Annotated in this window: 15 protein-coding genes; 2 read left to right on the top strand and 13 right to left on the bottom strand. The window is 62.2% G+C overall.

Annotated features, from left to right (window positions below; all coding sequences use genetic code 11):
• Positions 1-2: 2 nt before the first annotated feature.
• Genes AACY42_RS07170 through AACY42_RS07160 form a run of 3 tightly spaced genes read right to left on the bottom strand, consistent with a single transcriptional unit; the run spans position 3 to position 3986 of the window.
• A complete protein-coding gene (locus tag AACY42_RS07170; protein WP_024617598.1) occupies positions 3-203 on the bottom strand; it encodes a DUF1656 domain-containing protein in 201 nt (66 codons plus the stop codon).
• Positions 193-2394, bottom strand: a complete 2202-nt coding sequence (locus AACY42_RS07165) for an FUSC family protein (protein ID WP_445261736.1) — start codon at positions 2392-2394, stop codon at positions 193-195. The genes AACY42_RS07170 and AACY42_RS07165 overlap by 11 nt, the downstream gene beginning before the upstream one ends.
• Positions 2382-3986 (bottom strand): efflux transporter outer membrane subunit, encoded by a 1605-nt coding sequence (locus AACY42_RS07160; RefSeq protein WP_445261550.1) that lies wholly within the window; start codon positions 3984-3986, stop codon positions 2382-2384. The genes AACY42_RS07165 and AACY42_RS07160 overlap by 13 nt, the downstream gene beginning before the upstream one ends.
• A gap of 271 nt (positions 3987-4257) precedes the next feature.
• On the opposite strand from AACY42_RS07160, the gene AACY42_RS07155 reads away from it, so the two are divergent.
• Positions 4258-5226, top strand: coding sequence for a LysR family transcriptional regulator (locus AACY42_RS07155; RefSeq protein ID WP_339478105.1), 969 nt, complete (start codon positions 4258-4260; stop codon positions 5224-5226).
• 27 nt (positions 5227-5253) lie between these two features.
• Here the strand turns inward: AACY42_RS07155 and AACY42_RS07150 are convergent, their stop codons facing one another.
• Positions 5254-5511 carry a hypothetical protein gene (locus AACY42_RS07150; protein ID WP_339478103.1) on the bottom strand — a complete coding sequence of 86 codons (258 nt, stop codon included), beginning with the start codon at positions 5509-5511 and terminating at the stop codon, positions 5254-5256.
• Positions 5512-6027: 516 nt separating this feature from the next.
• On the opposite strand from AACY42_RS07150, the gene AACY42_RS07145 reads away from it, so the two are divergent.
• Positions 6028-7524 (top strand): sensor domain-containing diguanylate cyclase, encoded by a 1497-nt coding sequence (locus AACY42_RS07145; protein ID WP_339478101.1) that lies wholly within the window; start codon positions 6028-6030, stop codon positions 7522-7524.
• A 324-nt stretch (positions 7525-7848) separates the two neighbouring features.
• Here AACY42_RS07145 and lpxC read toward each other — a convergent pair whose 3' ends face one another.
• The 9 genes from lpxC to murD form a co-directional block, all read right to left on the bottom strand.
• A complete protein-coding gene (lpxC, locus tag AACY42_RS07140) occupies positions 7849-8760 on the bottom strand; it encodes a UDP-3-O-acyl-N-acetylglucosamine deacetylase (RefSeq protein WP_030139673.1) in 912 nt (303 codons plus the stop codon).
• A 112-nt stretch (positions 8761-8872) separates the two neighbouring features.
• The gene (gene ftsZ / locus AACY42_RS07135; protein WP_339478098.1) at positions 8873-10066 is read right to left on the bottom strand and encodes a cell division protein FtsZ; all 1194 of its coding nucleotides are present in this window, start codon (positions 10064-10066) and stop codon (positions 8873-8875) included.
• A 98-nt stretch (positions 10067-10164) separates the two neighbouring features.
• The gene (gene ftsA / locus AACY42_RS07130) at positions 10165-11424 is read right to left on the bottom strand and encodes a cell division protein FtsA (protein ID WP_024618465.1); all 1260 of its coding nucleotides are present in this window, start codon (positions 11422-11424) and stop codon (positions 10165-10167) included.
• Between the two features lie 15 nt (positions 11425-11439).
• The gene (locus AACY42_RS07125) at positions 11440-12306 is read right to left on the bottom strand and encodes a cell division protein FtsQ/DivIB (protein WP_339478091.1); all 867 of its coding nucleotides are present in this window, start codon (positions 12304-12306) and stop codon (positions 11440-11442) included.
• Positions 12307-12309: 3 nt separating this feature from the next.
• Positions 12310-13275, bottom strand: a complete 966-nt coding sequence (locus tag AACY42_RS07120; RefSeq protein ID WP_339478088.1) for a D-alanine--D-alanine ligase — start codon at positions 13273-13275, stop codon at positions 12310-12312.
• Positions 13272-14732 (bottom strand): UDP-N-acetylmuramate--L-alanine ligase, encoded by a 1461-nt coding sequence (murC, locus tag AACY42_RS07115; RefSeq protein ID WP_339478086.1) that lies wholly within the window; start codon positions 14730-14732, stop codon positions 13272-13274. The genes AACY42_RS07120 and murC overlap by 4 nt, the downstream gene beginning before the upstream one ends.
• Entirely contained in the window at positions 14725-15795 is a 1071-nt protein-coding gene (gene murG / locus AACY42_RS07110) for an undecaprenyldiphospho-muramoylpentapeptide beta-N-acetylglucosaminyltransferase (RefSeq protein WP_339478084.1), read from the bottom strand. Before murG ends, murC begins: the two co-directional genes overlap by 8 nt.
• Positions 15785-16996, bottom strand: a complete 1212-nt coding sequence (gene ftsW / locus AACY42_RS07105) for a putative lipid II flippase FtsW (RefSeq protein ID WP_339478258.1) — start codon at positions 16994-16996, stop codon at positions 15785-15787. The genes murG and ftsW overlap by 11 nt, the downstream gene beginning before the upstream one ends.
• A gap of 2 nt (positions 16997-16998) precedes the next feature.
• A complete protein-coding gene (gene murD / locus AACY42_RS07100) occupies positions 16999-18345 on the bottom strand; it encodes a UDP-N-acetylmuramoyl-L-alanine--D-glutamate ligase (protein ID WP_339478081.1) in 1347 nt (448 codons plus the stop codon).
• Position 18346: the final 1 nt, after the last annotated feature.

The following is an 18346-nucleotide window of genomic DNA, read 5'->3' as shown; positions in this document are numbered from 1 at the left end:
TCTCAACGGTACACCGTCAGCGCCAGCGCGCCGAACAGACAGGTAAACAGACTCAGGCGGAGCAACGCCGGGTGCCAGAAGAAGCGGTACAGGTCCAACCCCGACAGAAAACGATCCAAGGCCCAGGCCAGGGCGGCGGCGATGAAAAACATCAGGGTCATGGTGGGCATGTACACACCATGGAAAGCGATCTCACGGGGCATGTTCAGGTTCCTGGAGCAGCGGTGCGGCGTGCGGCCTGGCATAGCCGGCCAATGGCGATTGCGGGTCGAGCAAAGAAGTGCGGATGAAATGCAGGTAGCTTTTTACGCGGCGCAGGGCCGAGGTGTCGAAATGCGGGGCGAAGGGTTCGTCGGTGGCCTGCACGCGGCCGATGGCGTGGTCCACTGCCACCAGGGCACGCCCCAGATTGCTCTGGCTCGGTTGGCGGAACAGGCGCACCAGCGCCCGCCCCATCACACGAATCGCCTGGCGCCACGGCTGGCTTTGCGCATAAGCCGGATGCACCGGCAAAATCGCCTGTTCCTTGCGCAACTCGATAATCGCGTGACCGACCTCCAGCACCACGAACATCCAGCGCAGCAAGTCCCGTTGCACCCGAGGCTGCCCCGCCGCCAACCCGTAGGCCTGATGCAGCAAGTCGCGAGTACCACTTTCGAAGCTCGACGCCAGGCCCTTGAGCTTGCCACTGATGGCAAACACCACTTGCTCACGCAAATCCTGTTCGAGCCGGCGCCACAACCAACGGCTGTTGGGCGGCAAAATGATTGCCCCGGCCGCGGCACACACCAGCATGCCGAGAATCATCGCGATGTAATCGTTGATGAAGGCGTAGGGGTTGTAGACCGTCAGGTTGTCCGGCACCGAACCGGTGCTGAAAAAGATCAGCAGACCCAGCCCGACCCCGGCGTATTTCGGTCGCGAACTGAGGAACGAACCGAGCATGATCACCGGCGCCAGCATCACGCAGAGCAAAGGGAAGCCGTCGATCAACGGGAAGATGAAGAACATCTCGACAAAGCCGATCAACGCCCCGAACAACGTGCCGCAGGCCATCTGGAAAGCCATGCGCTTGGGGTTCGGTGTTGCGGCCGACAAGCCCACGGTGGCGGCGGCGATCATCGTCATGGTCGCGCCGCTCGACCAGGCCGTGGCGACCCAATAACTCCCCAGTACCAACAGGATGAAGGCGGCGCGAACACCCGATGCCGTGGCGGCCAGCCCGTTGGTCTGCGGCACGAACGGTTCATCCCAGCGCTCACGTTCGTGGCTATGATCGGCCAGGGAGGCGTGAGTCAGGGCATAGCCGTGCAAGTCGTCGACGAAGCGATAAAGCAGCTCGTAGGCGGTATGGAAATCCAGTTGCTGCCCATCACTGGGCGCCGTTTCCTGGAACAACGCCCGCAGCCTTCGCACCTGGGCCGGCAGCTCGGCCTTGTACTCGGCCAGCGCCGCCGCCAGACGGGCCGCATCGGCGTCGATCAGGGTGCGACCACTGAAACCGTCCAGCAGTTCGGCCAACGTCTGCAAACCCGGCTTGATGGCATTGACCACATGATCCGCCGCACTGCTGCGCAAGCGCTCAAGCAACTGGTGCAAAGCGTTAAAGCGGGTGGTGATGCCCATGAACTCGCTGTTCAAGCGACTGAGCCGACCGTTGCGCCGACGCATGTGCGGGTCTTCGAACACGGTTACGCTGCGCAGGCTTTCCAGGCCCACCGCCTCGGCGATGAAGCCCACGTTGCGCGCTTCGAATGCCTCCCGCTGGCTGCGCCCACGCAGGCCATCAGTGACAAACAGGGCAAATACCCCAAAGCGCTGGTACAACGCATTGCGCATGGCTGCACTGGCGGTTTGCGGCAGGATCGCGGCGCTGACCAGGGTGGCGCAGAGGATCCCCAGGGAAATCTCCAGCACCCGCCAGACCGCCGCCATGAACGCGCCTTCCGGATGGGCCAGGGCCGGCAGGCCGATCATCGCCGCGGTGTAGCCGGCCAGCACAAAACCATAGGCCCGGAAGTTGCGATAACGCGCCGCCCCTGCTGAACAGAGACCAACCCAGACCGCCAGGCAAGCGAGGAACGGCTCGGTGTTCTGGGCAAACAAGGCGATCAACGCCACCATCACCGCCGAGCCGGCCAGAGTGCCAACAAAGCGGTAGAAACTCTTGGCGAACACCTGGCCGCTCTGGGGCTGCATGACGATGAACACGGTGATCATGGCCGTGCGTGGTTGCGGCAACTCCAGGCGCATTGCCAGCCACAAGGTCAGGAATGCGGCAAACAGAACCTTGAAGATGTAGACCCAGGTCACCCCGTCGCTGCGGGCCCAGTCGAAGAAACCACGGCGCCATTGGAGACGGTACAGCCAAAGTAAAGACGTCAAGGAAGGCATACCCCGCATCGTGGTGAGGGAACTTGCTCCCGCTTGGGTTGTGCCTTGTCGCAGCTGTGTAGGCGCTGCCAAAGGCTGCGATCTTTTGATCTTTTCGCTTGGGACTCAGGTGCCTGAGGAAAGATCGCAGCCTCGTTGCACTCGGCAGCTCCTACAGGGTCCAACCCGCCACCCAGCGCCGTCACCAGGTCGGCATGGGCACTCAAGCGCGCCGCCTGCACTTGCTGTTGCACCTGTTGTTGCTTGAACAACAGGCTTTGGGCGTTGAGCACGTTGAGGTAATCGGTGAGCCCGCGCTGGAACGCTACCATTGCAATGTCGTAGGTCCGCTGGGCGACGGCCACCGATTCGGCGGCGAAGACCTGCTGCTTGTCCATGGATTGACGGCGGATCAACTGATCGGAAATCCCCTTGAGGGCGTTCACCAGTGTCTGATTGTAGTGCGCCACAGCGATGTCATAACCGGCCGCCACCTCGCCCAACTGCGAACGCAAGCGCCCGCCATCGAAGATCGGCAACGTGATCGCCGGCCCGACGTTGTAGGTGAGCTTCTTACCCGTCAAGAACTCCAGCGCCCCACCGCCGGTGGCCATGTAGCCGAGGCTCCCCACCAGGTCGACGTTGGGATAAAAACCGGCCCGGGCCACCTCGATGCTCCGGGCCTGGGCCGCCACCTGCCAACGCCCGGCAACCACATCCGGACGCTGGCCGAGCAGTTCGGCGGGCAAGGCCGACGGCAGCTTCAAGGGCGCGCCGAGGGCCAGGGTCGGGCGTTGCAATTGCGCCCCCACCCCCGGCCCCTTGCCGGCCAGGGCCGCCAACTGATTGCGGCTCAAGGCGATGGCTTCGTCCAGAGCGTCGAATTGACGATGGGTCTCGGGCAGCGGTGCCTGGGCCTGGCTGACGTCGAAATGAGTGCCGATGCCGCCGTCCAGGCGCCTCTGCGCAAGGTCGAGAATCTGCTCTTGTTGGTGGAGGGTCGCGGCGACGATATCGCGCTGGGCGTAGTGCAATGAAAACTGGATGTAGGCGCGCACAATGTTGCTTTGCAGTTCCAGTTGCGCCTGACGCGCCTCAGCGACACTGACATGGGCCAGGTCAACCGCCCGTTCGCTGGCATTGCGCTCGCGGCCCCACAGGTCCAGGGCGTAGCTCAAGCCCAGGGCGGCGTTGTTGTCCCAGGTTGTGGTGTCGGCCAACTCACCCGGACCATAGAACTGATCGGTGGGCCAGTGATGGCGCTTAAGGGTCGCCTCGCCATTGATCTGCAGCGACTCGGCGGCCTCGGCAATACCGGCCATGGCCTTGGCCTGGCGCACCCGCGCGGCGGCCATGGCCAGGCTCGGGCTGTCCTGCATGGCCAGGTCGACCCAGCGATCCAACTGCCGATCGCCGTAGGCTTGCCACCACTGGCGGGTGGGCCAGTGGGCGTCGCGAACCGCCTCGCGGATGGCTGCATCGGTAGCCAGTTGGTTGGCTGGCAATACCTGGTTTTGCGGCCCTATCCCGCCGGTCCCGATGCAACCGCTAATGGTTAATGTCAGAACCCAAACACTGAGAGTCTTCAGCTCTCTGCTGATGCAACGCGGCACTTGCGCAAAATTCCTGAGATGGGGGGCATGAAGCGATCATGAGAATGCATGCCTGGTAACACACCTGTGGGAGCAAGCTCGGCTCCCACAAAGGCTCGCTCCCACAGGAATCAGTGACCCAGGATTGGCGGCAATTCTAGGCATCGCCCTCCCCGGCGATAAGCCGACCTTTCTGTGAATCTTTGTTACCGTTAACGCGATAATCCATTAGTCGGGTCCCGCTGCTCTGTAACTTCGTGTCACAATTTGCCACCTCCCAAGAGAGCCCTCCATGGACACCTTGCAAAACATGCGCGCGTTCAGTTGTGTTGCCGAAGCGGGCAGTTTCACCGCCGCCGCCGCGCAACTGGACACCACGACGGCCAACGTGTCGCGTGCGGTTTCCAACCTGGAAGCCCATCTGCAAACCCGCTTGCTCAACCGCACCACTCGCCGCATTGCCCTGACCGAAGCGGGTAAACGCTATTTGTTGCGTTGCGAGCAGATCCTGGCTTATGTCGAAGAAGCGGAAGCCGAGGCCAGCGACGCCCATGCGCGACCGGCCGGGCAGTTGAAGGTCCATACGATGACCGGCATCGGCCAACATTTCGTGATCGACGCCATCGCCCGTTACCGCAAGACGCATCCGGATGTGACCTTCGACCTGACCCTGGCCAACCGGGTGCCGGACATCCTGAACGAGGGCTACGACGTCTCCATCGTGCTCGCCAGCGAGTTACCGGATTCGGGCTTCGTCTCCCAGCGCCTGGGGATCACCTACAGCATCGTCTGCGCCTCGCCCGCCTACGTGAAAACCAGCGGCTGCCCACAACAACCCGGCGACCTGCTCAACCACGCCTGCCTGCGCCTGGTCAGCCCGGTCATTGCGCTGGAAAAATGGGTGTTCGACGGCCCGGAAGGCCAGGAGATGGTCACCATCAACAGTTCGCCGTTCCTGGTGAATTCCGCCGATGCGATGAAAACCGCGATCACCAGCGGCATGGGCGTGGGGATATTGCCGGTGTACGCGGCCATCGAAGGCTTACGCAACGGCACGCTGGTACGGGTCATGCCCAGCTACCGCTCCCAGGAACTGAACCTCTATGCCATCTACCCGTCGCGCCAATACCTGGATGCGAAGATCAAGACCTGGGTCGAGTACCTGCGAGGCTCGTTGCCGGAAATCCTCGCAGCACAGCAGTCTGAGCTGGCGGCTTACGAATTGAGTGGAAGCCTGGCGGGCGCACGGGTCGCGAACTGAAGTCGCCCCCGTGCGTGAAGGATGATTTCAGCGCTTACCCATCGAACGACGCGTGCCGGGAGGCGCGGCGCCCGGGGTTTTGGTGTGGCCATTCTTCGCGCCGTTCTTGTACCACGGCTGCTGGCTGGCGCCCTTGGCCGCAGCCAGTTCACCGGGTTTGAACGGGAATTTGAAGGCAGGGATCGCCGCTTTGACGTCCTCGTTGCTGGAAACATCGCTGTCGGACAAGTCGGCCTGTTCGCCGCCAGGGAATTCGTCTGCAGGCGAAGGTGTCGGGGAAGTCATGTAAGGCTCCGGGTCATGCATGCAAGTCGGGCCCGAAGGGCGAGCCGCGAAAGGCGGCAGTATACCTGCCCGATATCACCGCGCGCAGGGCAGTTTCATCTGGCACAACCATTCATCTGACAGCAAGCCAGGACAAAACTGACAAGCCTGTCAGTTAGCCGTCCCCCACCCTGGCAAACCGATTGCCGGCGAACACCTGCCGCGACTATTCGAGTGCATCTATCGCGTCGAGACCTTGCGCAGCAACAGTGGCGCCAACACGTTCGGGATCCGCTTGCCAGCCTGAGGCAGCCACAAGGTGGCGTCTTTTCCTGCATTGAATGCCGGGCGAAAGCCAACCGGATCAAAATCAACAGATCGCAGCCTTCACCAGCCCCTCCCAGTTATTGCGCAAACACTGATTGCCCACCCTCACCGATCCAAGCACAATCAGCAAAAGGCCAGCATCTGCTTCATTGCCGGTTTGCAATCCTTTGGGAAGGATCCCAGCCACATGACAACGTAGACATCGGCCCCATGAGCGCGCGCAGTGCAACACCCGGCAACACCCCGCCTTCGATACATTCAGAACGGGTACTCGTACTGGCCAGTTCGCTGGTTGTCATCGCCATCCTGAGCATCGTGACCTTCCTACTGATTCGCGAACATGGCGCCGCACAACAGGCAGCGACACGTGCGGCGACCAATATCGTGCAACTGATTAACACCGATGTGCTGCGTAACGTGGAGCTCTACGATCTGTCGCTGCAAGGTTTGGTCGGCGCCGCCAAACGCGAAGACCTGAAAGACGTATCGCCGGCGATTCGCCATCTGGCGCTGTTCGACCGCGCCACCACCGCCCCCTACAAAGGCGACATCCTGCTGCTGGACAAAGGCGGCGATGTGATCGCTGATTCCGCCTCGATCACGCCGCGTAAAGACAACTATGCCGATCGGGAGTATTTCCAGTCCCATATCCAAGATACAAACCCGGGCATGATGGTCAGCCGCCCGTTCCGCTCCAGAAGTCACGCGCAGGACTGGCGCATCAGTTTCAGCTATCGATTGAGCAACGAACGGGGTGAGTTCATGGGCGTGGCCGAGGCCGCAATGCGCCTCAACTACTTCAACCAACTGTTCAAGAGTCTGAACATCGGTCATGACGGTACGGTCAACCTGGTCAGCCGAGACGGTATTCTCCTGGCTCAAGAGCCCCCTTTGGCCGAAGACATGACAGGCAAGGACTTCAGTCACCGACCGAATTTCATGCGGATCCTGCGCGAAGGCAATGGCAGTTTTACCAGCGTTTCTGGCCAGGATCAGACGCCGCGCCTGTACACTTTTTCCCAGGTGGGCAACTTGCCCTTGATCGTCGTGGTGGCGCTCTCCTCTCAAGAGGTGTTCGCCTCATGGCAACGCACGGCATTGCTGGTCAGCGGTGCCACCGGTGCGCTGTGCATCGGTTTGCTCTGGCTCACCTGGCTGCTGCGCTGCGAATTGCGACGCCGCTACAGAGCTGAACGGAAATTGGCCCAACTGGCGTCGGTCGACGCCCTCACCGGCCTGGCCAATCGACGAACGCTGGACGAAACGTTGCAACAGGAATGGCTGCGCGCCCAACGTTCGGGCCAACCCTTGTCTGTGTTGATGATCGATGCCGATCATTTCAAGGCGTTCAATGATCGCCATGGTCATCAACAGGGTGACGAGGCCCTGAGGGCCTTGGCGCAGTTGATCGGCCAGCATGTGCGACGCCCCGCCGACCTGGCAGCGCGCTATGGCGGTGAAGAGTTCTCGGTGGTGCTGCCGGAGACCACCACCGCCGGTGCGTTCGCCATGGCCCAGAACATTCGTGACGCGGTTGAACAACTGCCACCGATGATCAAGGGGGGAGCCCCCATGACGGTGAGTATTGGCATCGCTACTTGGCTGAACGGGCCGTATGGCGAACTCCCGCAACTTTTACTCGCCGCGGACAAGGCCCTGTACCAGGCTAAGGCCAGTGGGCGAAATCGTGTGGTTTGCGCGATGTGACGCTCCCCTGTGGCTGTAGGGCGCTTAATTGGGGTGTATATCCGTTCTTTGGTAACGGCCACTTAGGGTTCCGCCCTGACGGCGGGTCACTTTCGAAAAGCCGGAATGCCGGCCCAGGCGAAAGTAACCAAAACGCCTCTGCCCCACCACCCGGTGCCTCGCCTAGGCTCGGCATGCCTGACGCTCCAGATCAAAAGCTTAACCGAGGCGCCGTAAGGGCGGAACCCTAAGCCGTCGCTACCGAATTAACGGATATACACAAGAAAGCACCCATAAAAAAAGGCCACCCAAAGGCAGCCTTCAAAAACTAGAGAGGTTTTTTGCTTACACGGCCGCAACAGGGCGCATGTAAGAGATTGGTGCGGTGCTGGCGTCTTCGAACGTCACGACTTCCCAAGCATCTTTCTGCTCAATCAACTTGCGCAGCAGCTGGTTGTTCAGTGCATGGCCGGACTTGAAGCCCTTGAACTCACCAATCAGGCTATTGCCCAGCAGGTAGAGGTCACCGATTGCATCAAGGATCTTGTGTTTGACGAATTCGTCTTCATAGCGAAGGCCGTCTTCGTTCAATACACCATCGGAATCGACCACGATCGCGTTTTCAACGCTGCCGCCGAGTGCGAGGTTGTGCTTGCGCAGGTACTCGATGTCACTCATGAAACCAAAGGTACGGGCGCGGCTGACTTCTTTTACGAACGAAGTGCTGGAAAAATCCACGCTTGCACTCTGGGTGCGGTCACGGAAAACCGGGTGATCGAAGTCGATCTCGAAGCTCACCTTGAATCCTTCGAAAGGGACGAAAGTGGCGCGCTTATCGCCGTCTTCCACTGTCACTTCCCGCAAGATACGGATGAACTTCTTGGCTGCGTCCTGCTCTTCCAGGCCAGCCGATTGAATCAGGAATACGAAGGGTCCGGCACTGCCATCCATGATTGGGACTTCGGACGCGGAGAGCTCGACGTAGGCGTTATCGATGCCCAGGCCAGCCATGGCCGAGAGCAAATGCTCCACCGTGTCCACTTTGGTGTCACCGTTGACCAGAGTGGTCGACATAGTGGTTTCACCAACGTTTTCCGCGCGAGCAGGAATCTGCACCACAGGGTCGAGGTCGGCACGACAAAACACGATGCCGGTATCGACAGGCGCGGGCTTGAGGGTCAGGTAGACCTTCTCGCCGGAGTGCAAACCGACACCTGTGGCACGGATAATATTCTTCAGGGTGCGTTGTTTAATCATGGCATGGGCCGCTTCAGCGCAAATTGCGAACTGGTATCAACAAAGGCTGGCGATGATAGCAGACCAGACCTTTGCTGAACACCAATCACCCGTATCCCCCTGATACATTTCATCAATCGGCCTGACGACGCAGGAATGCCGGGATGTCCAGGTAATCCAGATCGTCTTGCGGATTCATCTTCGCGGCAGCCGCAGCACCGGCCTGGGCCTGGTTGCGCATGACGGTCGGACGGTCCAGGTCACGGTAGTTCACCGCAGGCTGCTCCTGACGAACGGGGGCTTGCTGCTGTGGCTGGGAGGCCATGGCGGTCTGGACGGTGTTATCGATCACCTTCATCGGTTTCTCGATTTTCGCGCCCAGGCCAGTGGCAACCACGGTCACGTGCAGCTCGTCACGCATGTCCGGATCGATCACGGTGCCGACCTTGACCATCGCGTGGTCGGAAGCGAACGCCTCGATGATGCTACCCACGTCGGAGTACTCGCCCAGGGACAAGTCGGGACCGGCGGTGATGTTCACCAGGATACCGCGGGCACCCTGCAGGTTGACGTCTTCGAGCAACGGGTTGCGGATAGCCGCTTCGGTGGCTTCGCGCGCACGGTTCGGACCGCTGGCGCAGCCAGTGCCCATCATCGCCATGCCCATTTCGGACATCACAGTGCGTACGTCGGCGAAGTCGACGTTGATCATGCCTGGACGCTTGATGATGTCGGAGATACCGCGAACGGCACCGGCCAGTACGTCATCGGCCTTGGCGAAAGCCGACAGCAGGCTTGCGTCTTTACCCAGGATGGTCAGCAGCTTCTCGTTAGGAATGGTGATCAACGAGTCGACGCTTTCGCTCAGCGCGCGGATGCCTTCGTCGGCGATCTGCATGCGCTTGCGGCCTTCAAACGGGAACGGACGGGTCACCACCGCAACGGTGAGGATGCCCATTTCCTTGGCCACTTCGGCAATGATCGGGGCGGCACCGGTACCGGTACCACCGCCCATGCCAGTGGTGATGAACACCATGTTGGTGCCGGCCAGGACTTCGGCGATGCGCTCGCGGTCTTCCAGGGCAGCCTGACGGCCAACCTCAGGATTCGCGCCGGCACCCAGGCCCTTGGTCACGCCGGTACCCAGTTGCAGGATGGTCCGCGCGCCGATGTTTTTCAGCGCTTGAGCATCAGTGTTGGCGCAAATGAATTCGACGCCTTCGATGTTGCTCTTGACCATGTGGTTGACAGCGTTGCCGCCGCCACCGCCGACACCGATTACTTTGATAACCGGGCTAGCGGGGATGTTGTCTACGAGTTCGAACATTTTCCCTCTCCTTTCATTCTCTAGTTTTTTCGCCTACTGCGTTTGCTGCGTCTTCCTGCGCCAAGCCTGAAACCTGCCGCTTGAAGCTTTGAAACTGTTTAAAAGTTGCCTTTGACCCAAGCCTTGAGCTGCTCGAACAGCGGAGCCTTCGGCTCGTCGCTGCTGTAGCTGTCGCGGCTGCCGATGCCCGAAAACGAAATCCCGTCGGACTGTTTCTGCAAGCCGTACATCAACAGGCCCACGCCAGTGGAATAGATCGGGTTGCGGACCACGTCATCCAGGCCCTTGACGCCATGGGGCACGCCCAGGCGCACCGGCATGTGGAAAATTTCTTCGGCCAGCTCGACCGCGCCTTCCATCTTCGACGTACCGCCGGTCAGCACAATGCCGGCCGGGATCAGGTCTTCGTAGCCACTGCGACGCAGTTCGGCCTGGATCAGCGTGAACAGCTCGTCATAACGCGGCTCGACCACTTCGGCCAGGGCCTGGCGCGACAGTTCGCGCGGTGGACGGTCGCCGACGCTTGGCACCTTGATGGTTTCGCCGGCACCGGCCAGCTTCGCCAGGGCGCAGGCGTAACGGATCTTGATTTCCTCGGCGTACTGGGTCGGGGTGCGCAACGCCATGGCGATGTCGTTGGTCACCTGGTCGCCGGCAATCGGAATCACCGCCGTGTGGCGAATGGCGCCTTCGGTGAAGATCGCGATGTCTGTAGTGCCGCCGCCGATGTCCACCAGGCACACGCCCAGTTCTTTCTCGTCGTCGGTCAGCACCGAGTAGGCCGAGGCCAGTTGCTCGAGGATGATGTCGTCGATTTCCAGGCCGCAGCGACGTACGCATTTCTCGATGTTCTGCGCAGCGTTCACCGCACAGGTCACCACGTGGACCTTGGCTTCCAGACGCACGCCGGACATGCCCAGGGGCTCACGCACGCCTTCCTGGTTATCGATCACGTAATCCTGCGGCAGGGTGTGCAGTACACGCTGGTCCGCCGGGATCGCCACGGCCTGGGCCGCGTCGAGTACGCGCTCAAGGTCGGCGGAACTGACCTCGCGATCACGAATTGCCACGATGCCGTGGGAGTTCAGGCTGCGGATGTGATTGCCCGCCACGCCGACGAACGCCGAGTGGATCCGGCAACCGGCCATCAGTTGCGCCTCTTCGATGGCGCGCTGGATCGATTGCACGGTGGACTCGATGTTCACCACCACGCCTTTTTTCAAGCCGCGGGACGGGTGTGTACCGATCCCGACGATGACCAGCGTGCCGTCGTCCGCGACTTCGCCTACCAGCGCCACCACCTTGGAAGTGCCGATATCAAGACCGACGATCATTTTCCCGCTTTGCACGTTTGCCATGGGTCCTGCCTCTTCTTAATTCTTCGCGACGGCGGGTTCGGCCGTCGTGGGCGCTACAGGTTCCCGCCAGCCAACAGCCAGGCCGTTGGCGTAGCGCAGATCGATGCGCGCAATGTTCGTAATCTGTTCTTTGAGCGTCTTGTCATAAATGGCGATAAAACGGCGCATCTTTTCCACCTGGTTCCCGCGCCCGAGCAACAGCTCGATGCCCGGCCCCGAGCTGCCCGCGCCAGTGGTCAGGAACCAACTGCCGCGCTCACGCAACTCCAGGCGTGCGATGGAGAAGCCCAGTGGCCGCAACATCTGGCTCAACACCTGGTATTGCTGCATCACTTGCTGCTGGGCCCGCTGTGGGCCGAACAGTTGTGGCAAATGTTCGTAGTTGGCCAGTTCCCGCGGCGTAAACGCCTGGCCCTGGTTGTTCAACAACGATTCGTCGCCCCAACGGGCCACCGGCAATTGTTCTTCCAGGCGGATCGACACCTGGTCAGGCCACACCCGCCGAACTTCGGCGTGGGCGATCCAAGGCATCTGCTCCAGTTCCTTGCGCATGCCCGCCAGGTCGATGGTGAAGAAACTCGACGCGACGAAGGGAGCGATCCGCTGCTGCACGGCCTGCTGGCTGATGTAGCTCAGGTCGCCCTGGACGTTGATCCGGGCGATTGGGCGGTCGGCATAAGGCAGCAACCGTTGCGCGCCTTCATACGTACCGAACCCCAACGCCACCAGCAGCACCGGCCAGAACAAGCTCTTGAGAAAGCCAAAATTGGCTTTCGGCAAGCGCGCCGACATCGGCTCTTTGGCCACCATTCGGCTGGCACCCCGCGGCACCGGCTTGCGACCGGGTGCGGATGGCTGATGACGAAGCGATGCGCCTTGCATGGCTTAACCTCTTGGCTCTTGATGGCCAACACTGGCGGCCAGGATCGACAGCACCAGTTGCTGGAAATCCAGACCGGCGGCGCGAGCCGCCATCGGCACCAGGCTGTGGTCGGTCATGCCAGGCGCGGTGTTGACTTCCAGGAACCAGAACTGCCCATCGGCGTCCTGCATCACGTCCGCCCTGCCCCAACCGGCGATACCCAGCGCCTCACAGGCCTTGCCCGTGAGTTCCATCAGTTCTTTTTCCTTGGCGGCGTCCAGCCCGCAGGGAATGCGGTACTGGGTATCGTTGGCGACGTACTTGGCGTCGTAGTCGTAGAACGTGTGGGGCGTACCCAGCGCAATCGGAGGCAACACCTGGTCACGCAGGGTGGCGATGGTGAACTCGGGACCGGTGATCCATTGCTCGACCAACACTTGCGAATCGTAGGAGCTGGCGTCTTTCCATGCCGTGGTCAACTCAGGCAGCGAATTCACTTTCGCCATGCCGATACTTGAACCTTCATGGGCCGGTTTGACGATCAAAGGGAAGCCCAGTTCCGTGGCCGCCGAAATACAATCGGCCTCGGACGCCAGCACGGCGTGACGCGGCGTCGGAATGCCGAGGCTGTGCCAGACCTGCTTGGTGCGCAGCTTGTCCATCGCCAGGGCGCAAGCCAGGATGCCGCTGCCGGTGTAGGGAATGCCCAGGCACTCGAGCAGGCCTTGCATGCTGCCGTCTTCGCCGCCACGACCGTGAAGAATGATGAACGCGCGATCGATCTTTTCGCTCAGCAGGCGCTGCAGGAAGTCGTCGCCCACGTCGATGCCGAATGCGTCGACACCGGCGCCTTGCAGGGCTTGCAGCACGGCGTTGCCGGACTTGAGGGACACCTCGCGCTCGGCGCTCTTGCCGCCGAACAGCACGGCAACGCGGCCGAAGGCTTTCGGATCAAGGGTCGAGACCAGGTTGGCGTAGGCAGCAATCATTTCAGTTTCCCCTCGCTGGCAGCCACGATTGCCCCGGCGAATAACGGACTGTTCAACAGTTTCGGGGCCAGGCCACCGATGTCACCGGCACCCTGGCACAGCAGGATGTCGCCGGCGCGCAGCAGCGGCTTGACCAGCGGCGCGAGGTCCACGCCGCGTTCGATGTAGATCGGGTCCAACTGCCCGCGCTGGCGAATGCTGTGGCACAGCTGGCGGCTGTCGGCCCCCGGGATCGGCTCTTCACCGGCCGGGTAGACTTCCATCAACAGCAACACATTGGCGTCGGCCAATACTTGGACGAAATCGTCGTACAGGTCGCGGGTGCGGCTGTAGCGGTGCGGCTGGTAGACCATCACCAGGCGGCGCTCAGGCCAGCCACCGCGCACGGCCTTGATCACCGCCGCGACTTCGGTCGGGTGGTGACCGTAGTCATCCACCAGCATCACGTTGCCGCCGTCCACCGGCAGTTCGCCGTAGACCTGGAAACGTCGGCCCACGCCCTGGAACCCGGACAGGCCTTGGACGATGGCTTCGTCGCTGACGCCTTCGTCAGTGGCGATGCAGATGGTGGCCAAGGCGTTCAGCACGTTGTGGTTGCCGGGCATGTTCACCGACACATCCAACGGCTCGCGATCAGGGCGCAGCACGGTGAAGAACGTCTGCATGCCCTGCTGGCGCACATTGATGGCGCGCACGTCGGCCTCTTCGCCAAACCCGTAGGTCACCGTCGGGCGCTTGATCAGTGGCAGGATCTCGCGCACCACTGGGTCGTCCAGGCACACCACCGCCAAACCGTAGAACGGCAGGTTGTGCAGGAACTCGACGAAGGTTTTCTTCAGTTTGTTGAAGTCACCGTCGTAGGTCGCCATGTGGTCGGCGTCGATGTTGGTAACCACGGCCACCAGCGGTTGCAGGTGCAGGAAACTCGCATCGCTTTCGTCGGCTTCGGCGATCAGGTAGCGGCTGGTGCCCAGTTGGGCATTGGTGCCCGCGGCATTCAGCCGACCGCCGATCACGAAGGTCGGGTCCAGGCCACCGGCCGCGAACACCGAGGCGATCAGGCTGGTGGTGGTGGTCTTGCCGTGGGTACCGGCGACGGCGATGCCGTGGCGATAGCGCATCAGCTCGGCCAGCATCTCGGCCCGTGGTACCACGGGGATGCGGCGTTCCAGGGCGGTGGCGACTTCCGGGTTGGAGGTGTTCACGGCGCTGGAAACCACCAGCACGTCGGCATTGGCGGCGTTCTCGGCACGGTGGCCAATAAATATCTGCGCGCCGAAGGACTCCAGGCGCTCGGTGACCGGGGAGGCCTTCAGGTCGGAACCCGAAACCTGGTACCCCAGGTTCAGCAGCACCTCGGCGATCCCGCACATGCCCACGCCGCCGATACCGACGAAGTGGATGCGGCGGATACGGCGCATTTCCGGTTGCGGCATGGCTTTGCGATTCTCAACCATGGGCCACCTCCAGGCAGGTATCGACCACTTGGGTCGTGGCATCGGGTTTGGCCAGGCGGCGTGCGGCACGGGCCATGTCTTCAAGTCGTTGCGGCTGCATCAAAACCTCTGTCAGGCGGGCGGCAAGATCCGCGGCGCCAGTCGTTCTTTGCGGCATCAGGAAGGCAGCGCCTTCACGGGCCAAATAGTCGGCGTTACGGGTCTGGTGATCGTCGATGGCGTGGGGCAAAGGCACCAGCATCGAGGGCAGACCGGCGGCAGCCAGTTCACTGATGGTCAGCGCGCCTGCGCGGCAGACCACCAGGTCGGCCCAGCCATAGGCTTGGGCCATGTCTTTGATGAAAGGCTGCACTTGCGCCTCGACGCCGACGGCGCGGTAGCGCTCGGCGGTCACTTCATCGTGGTTTTTGCCGGCTTGGTGAAACACTTCCGGGCGCAGTTCGGGGGCGACCTGCGACAGGGCGTCGGGCAGCAATTTGTTCAACGGTTCTGCCCCCAGGCTTCCGCCCAGGACCAGCAAACGTGCCTTGCGTCCAGCCAGGGCTGGGCGCGGCGTATCGAAAAACAGCTCGGTACGCACCGGATTACCGGTGGTGCGGCGGCTGCCCGACAGGGTAAAGGTGTCGGGAAAGGCTTCACAGACCCGGGCGGCCAACGGCACCAGTAACCGATTGGCGGTACCGGCCACGGCGTTCTGCTCATGGACGATCACCGGCACACCGGCCAGTTTTGCCGCAACGCCGCCAGGACCGGTCACATAACCGCCAAACCCCACTACGCACACCGGCCGCAACCGACGGATGATCGCCCGCGCCTGCCAGACCGACTTGAGCAGCATCAACGGCGCCTTGAGCAACGACAACTTGCCCTTGCCCCGCAGGCCGCTGGCGTCGATTCGGTGCAGTTCGAGGCCGGCGCCGGGCACCAGTTCGTTCTCGATACCCCGAGGCGTTCCCAGCCAGTGCACGGTGTAGCCGCGCGCCTGGAACTCCCGGGCACAGGCCAACGCCGGGAATACGTGCCCGCCGGTACCGCCCGCCATGATCAGTACGTTAGCGCCCATGAGTCGGCTCCTCGGCAAAGTCGCTCTCTTGAAACTCCATCTCTTCGCTGCCCAGGTGGGTTCGACTCTCCCATTCGATGCGCAGCAACAGGCCCAGACAGGCACAGCAGATCACCAGGGAGCTGCCGCCATAACTGAGGAACGGCAGCGTCAGGCCTTTGGTCGGCAGCAGGCCGACGTTCACGCCGATGTTGATCAGGAACTGGCCGATCCACAGGAATGACAGGCCATACGCCACATACGCGGCAAAAAACTGCTTGGCCTTCTCGGCCCACAAGCCGATGTACATGCCGCGCACGCAGACGAACACGAACAGGGCAAGGGTGCACAAGGAACCCACCACACCCAGCTCTTCGGCCAGGACCGAGAACACGAAGTCGGTGTGGGCTTCCGGCAGGTAGAACTGTTTCTGCACGCTGTTGCCCAGGCCCACGCCCAGCCATTCGCCGCGACCGAAGGCGATCAGCGCCTGGGTCAATTGATAGCCGGAACCGAACTGGTCGGCCCACGGATCGGTAAAGGTGATCAGGCGCGCCATCCGATACGGTTGCGCCTGTACCAGCACCGTCACGGCCCCCACCGCTAGCGCGACCATCAGGGTGAAACGGAACAGCCCGACGCCCCCCAGGAACAACATGGCCGCCGCCGCCCCCATCATCACCACCGTGGCGCCGAAGTCCGGCTCCATCAGCAGCAGGCCCGCCATCGGCAGCAACACGATGAACGGCTTGAAGAACCCCATCCAGCTCTCGCGCACTTCTTTCTGGCGACGCACCAGGTAACCGGCAAGGTAGATCACCACGAAGACCTTGGCGATCTCCGAAGGCTGTACGTTGAAGAAGCTGAAGCCGATCCAGCGCATCGAGCCGTTGACCTCGCGGCCAATCCCCGGCAACAGCACCATCACCAACAGGCCAAAGGCACCGAGCAGCATCAGCCAGCCCAGGCGTTGCCAGGTGGCGATGGGCACCATCATGGTGACGATGCACGCGCCCACGCCAATCACCAGGTAAATCAGGTGGCGAATCATGTGATAAAGCGTGTTGCCCGACTGCACCGCCGCCACTTCCGACGACGCGGACGTGATCATCACCAGGCCCAGGCCCAGCAAGGCCAGGCAACCGACGAGCATCGGAAAGTCCAGGTCGATGCCACGCCCAGTGATCAACGGCGACGGGTACGGCTTGATGATGCTCAGCAGGTTCATGCCAAGTCCTCCGCAGCCTGGGCGAACAACTGCCCACGCTCTTCGTAGTTCTTGAACATGTCGAAACTGGCGCAGGCCGGTGACAACAGCACCGCATCGCCCGGGTGCGCGAGGGCGCGGCATTGCTGCACCGCTTCGTCCAGCGAGCCGACGCGAACCTGCGGCACGGCGTCGCCGAGCGCCTGGGCGATCAATTCGCGGTCGCGGCCCATCAGCACCACGGCACGGCAGTTGGCCGCCACCGGGTCGCGCAGGTCCTTGAAGTCGGCGCCCTTGCCGTCGCCGCCGGCGATCAGCACGAGCTTGCCGTCGATGTCCGCGCCCAGCCCTTCGATGGCCGCCAGTGCGGCACCGACGTTGGTGGCCTTGGAGTCGTTGTACCAAGCCACACCGTTCAGGTCGCGCACCCACTGGCAGCGGTGCTCAAGACCGGCGAAGGCGCGCAGGGCCGAGAGCATGGCGTCGAACGGCAGGCCGACCCCATGCCCCAAGGCCAACGCGGCCAGGGCATTGGCCTGGTTGTGAGCGCCACGAATCTTCAGCTCGCGCACCGGCATCAGGTTCTGGAACTCGAAGGCCAGGTATTTCTCGCCATTCTCTTCGCGCAACCCGAAACCTTTGAAATCCGGAACGCCCAGGCCGAAGGACCAGCACGGCATACCGTCGCCCAACAATGGACGGGTCAGGGCGTCCTGGCGGTTGAACACCACTTGCCGAGCGCCACGGAAGATCCGGTGCTTGGCCAGGTGATAAGCCGGCAGGCCGCTGTAGCGGTCCATGTGGTCTTCGCTGATGTTGAGCACGGTCGCCACTTCGGCACCCAGGTGGTCGGTGGTTTCCAGCTGGAAACTCGACAGCTCCATCACGTACAGCTCGACGTCGTCACTGAGCAGGTCCAGCGCCGGGGTGCCGAGGTTGCCGCCCACGGCGACGCGCTTGCCGGCCGCCGCGGCCATTTCGCCGACCAGGGTGGTGACGGTGCTCTTGGCATTGGAACCGCTGATGGCGACGATCGGCGCCTTGGCATTACGCGCGAACAGCTCGATGTCGCCGGACAATTTCACGCCACGGGCAGCGGCCGCCTGCAGGGCCGGAGTCGCCAGGGCCAGGCCGGGGCTCACGTAGAGCTCGTCGGCGCGGCACAGGAATTCGACGTCCAGCTCGCCACAACGCACGTCCACCTGCGGATAGTCACGGCGCAGCGTGGCCAGCTCAGGTGGATTTTCCCGCGTATCAGCCACGGCAAACGACACACCCCGGTTCGCCAGGAAGCGAACCAGGGACATGCCGCTCTTGCCGAGGCCGACAACGATGCGGAAGTGGTCAGAAGCGATCAGGGACACT

Origin of the sequence: Pseudomonas sp. RL_5y_Pfl2_73, from assembly GCF_963970515.1 — a bacterium.
GTDB lineage: Bacteria > Pseudomonadota > Gammaproteobacteria > Pseudomonadales > Pseudomonadaceae > Aquipseudomonas.
The sequence above is the reverse complement of the archived record's forward strand: the minus strand, read 5'-3'. Positions and strand labels throughout refer to the sequence as shown.

Bases quoted from the DNA above. Each gene is read 5' to 3' on its own strand.
- AACY42_RS07170 (WP_024617598.1), bottom strand. From the start codon at position 203: ATGCCCCGTGAGATCGCTTTCCATGGTGTGTACATGCCCACCATGACC.
- AACY42_RS07165 (WP_445261736.1), bottom strand. From the start codon at position 2,394: ATGCCTTCCTTGACGTCTTTACTTTGGCTGTACCGTCTCCAATGGCGC.
- AACY42_RS07155 (WP_339478105.1), top strand. From the start codon at position 4,258: ATGGACACCTTGCAAAACATGCGCGCGTTCAGTTGTGTTGCCGAAGCG.
- AACY42_RS07150 (WP_339478103.1), bottom strand. From the start codon at position 5,511: ATGACTTCCCCGACACCTTCGCCTGCAGACGAATTCCCTGGCGGCGAA.
- AACY42_RS07145 (WP_339478101.1), top strand. From the start codon at position 6,028: ATGAGCGCGCGCAGTGCAACACCCGGCAACACCCCGCCTTCGATACAT.
- lpxC (WP_030139673.1), bottom strand. From the start codon at position 8,760: ATGATTAAACAACGCACCCTGAAGAATATTATCCGTGCCACAGGTGTC.
- ftsZ (WP_339478098.1), bottom strand. From the start codon at position 10,066: ATGTTCGAACTCGTAGACAACATCCCCGCTAGCCCGGTTATCAAAGTA.
- ftsA (WP_024618465.1), bottom strand. From the start codon at position 11,424: ATGGCAAACGTGCAAAGCGGGAAAATGATCGTCGGTCTTGATATCGGC.
- AACY42_RS07125 (WP_339478091.1), bottom strand. From the start codon at position 12,306: ATGCAAGGCGCATCGCTTCGTCATCAGCCATCCGCACCCGGTCGCAAG.
- AACY42_RS07120 (WP_339478088.1), bottom strand. From the start codon at position 13,275: ATGATTGCTGCCTACGCCAACCTGGTCTCGACCCTTGATCCGAAAGCC.
- murC (WP_339478086.1), bottom strand. From the start codon at position 14,732: ATGGTTGAGAATCGCAAAGCCATGCCGCAACCGGAAATGCGCCGTATC.
- murG (WP_339478084.1), bottom strand. From the start codon at position 15,795: ATGGGCGCTAACGTACTGATCATGGCGGGCGGTACCGGCGGGCACGTA.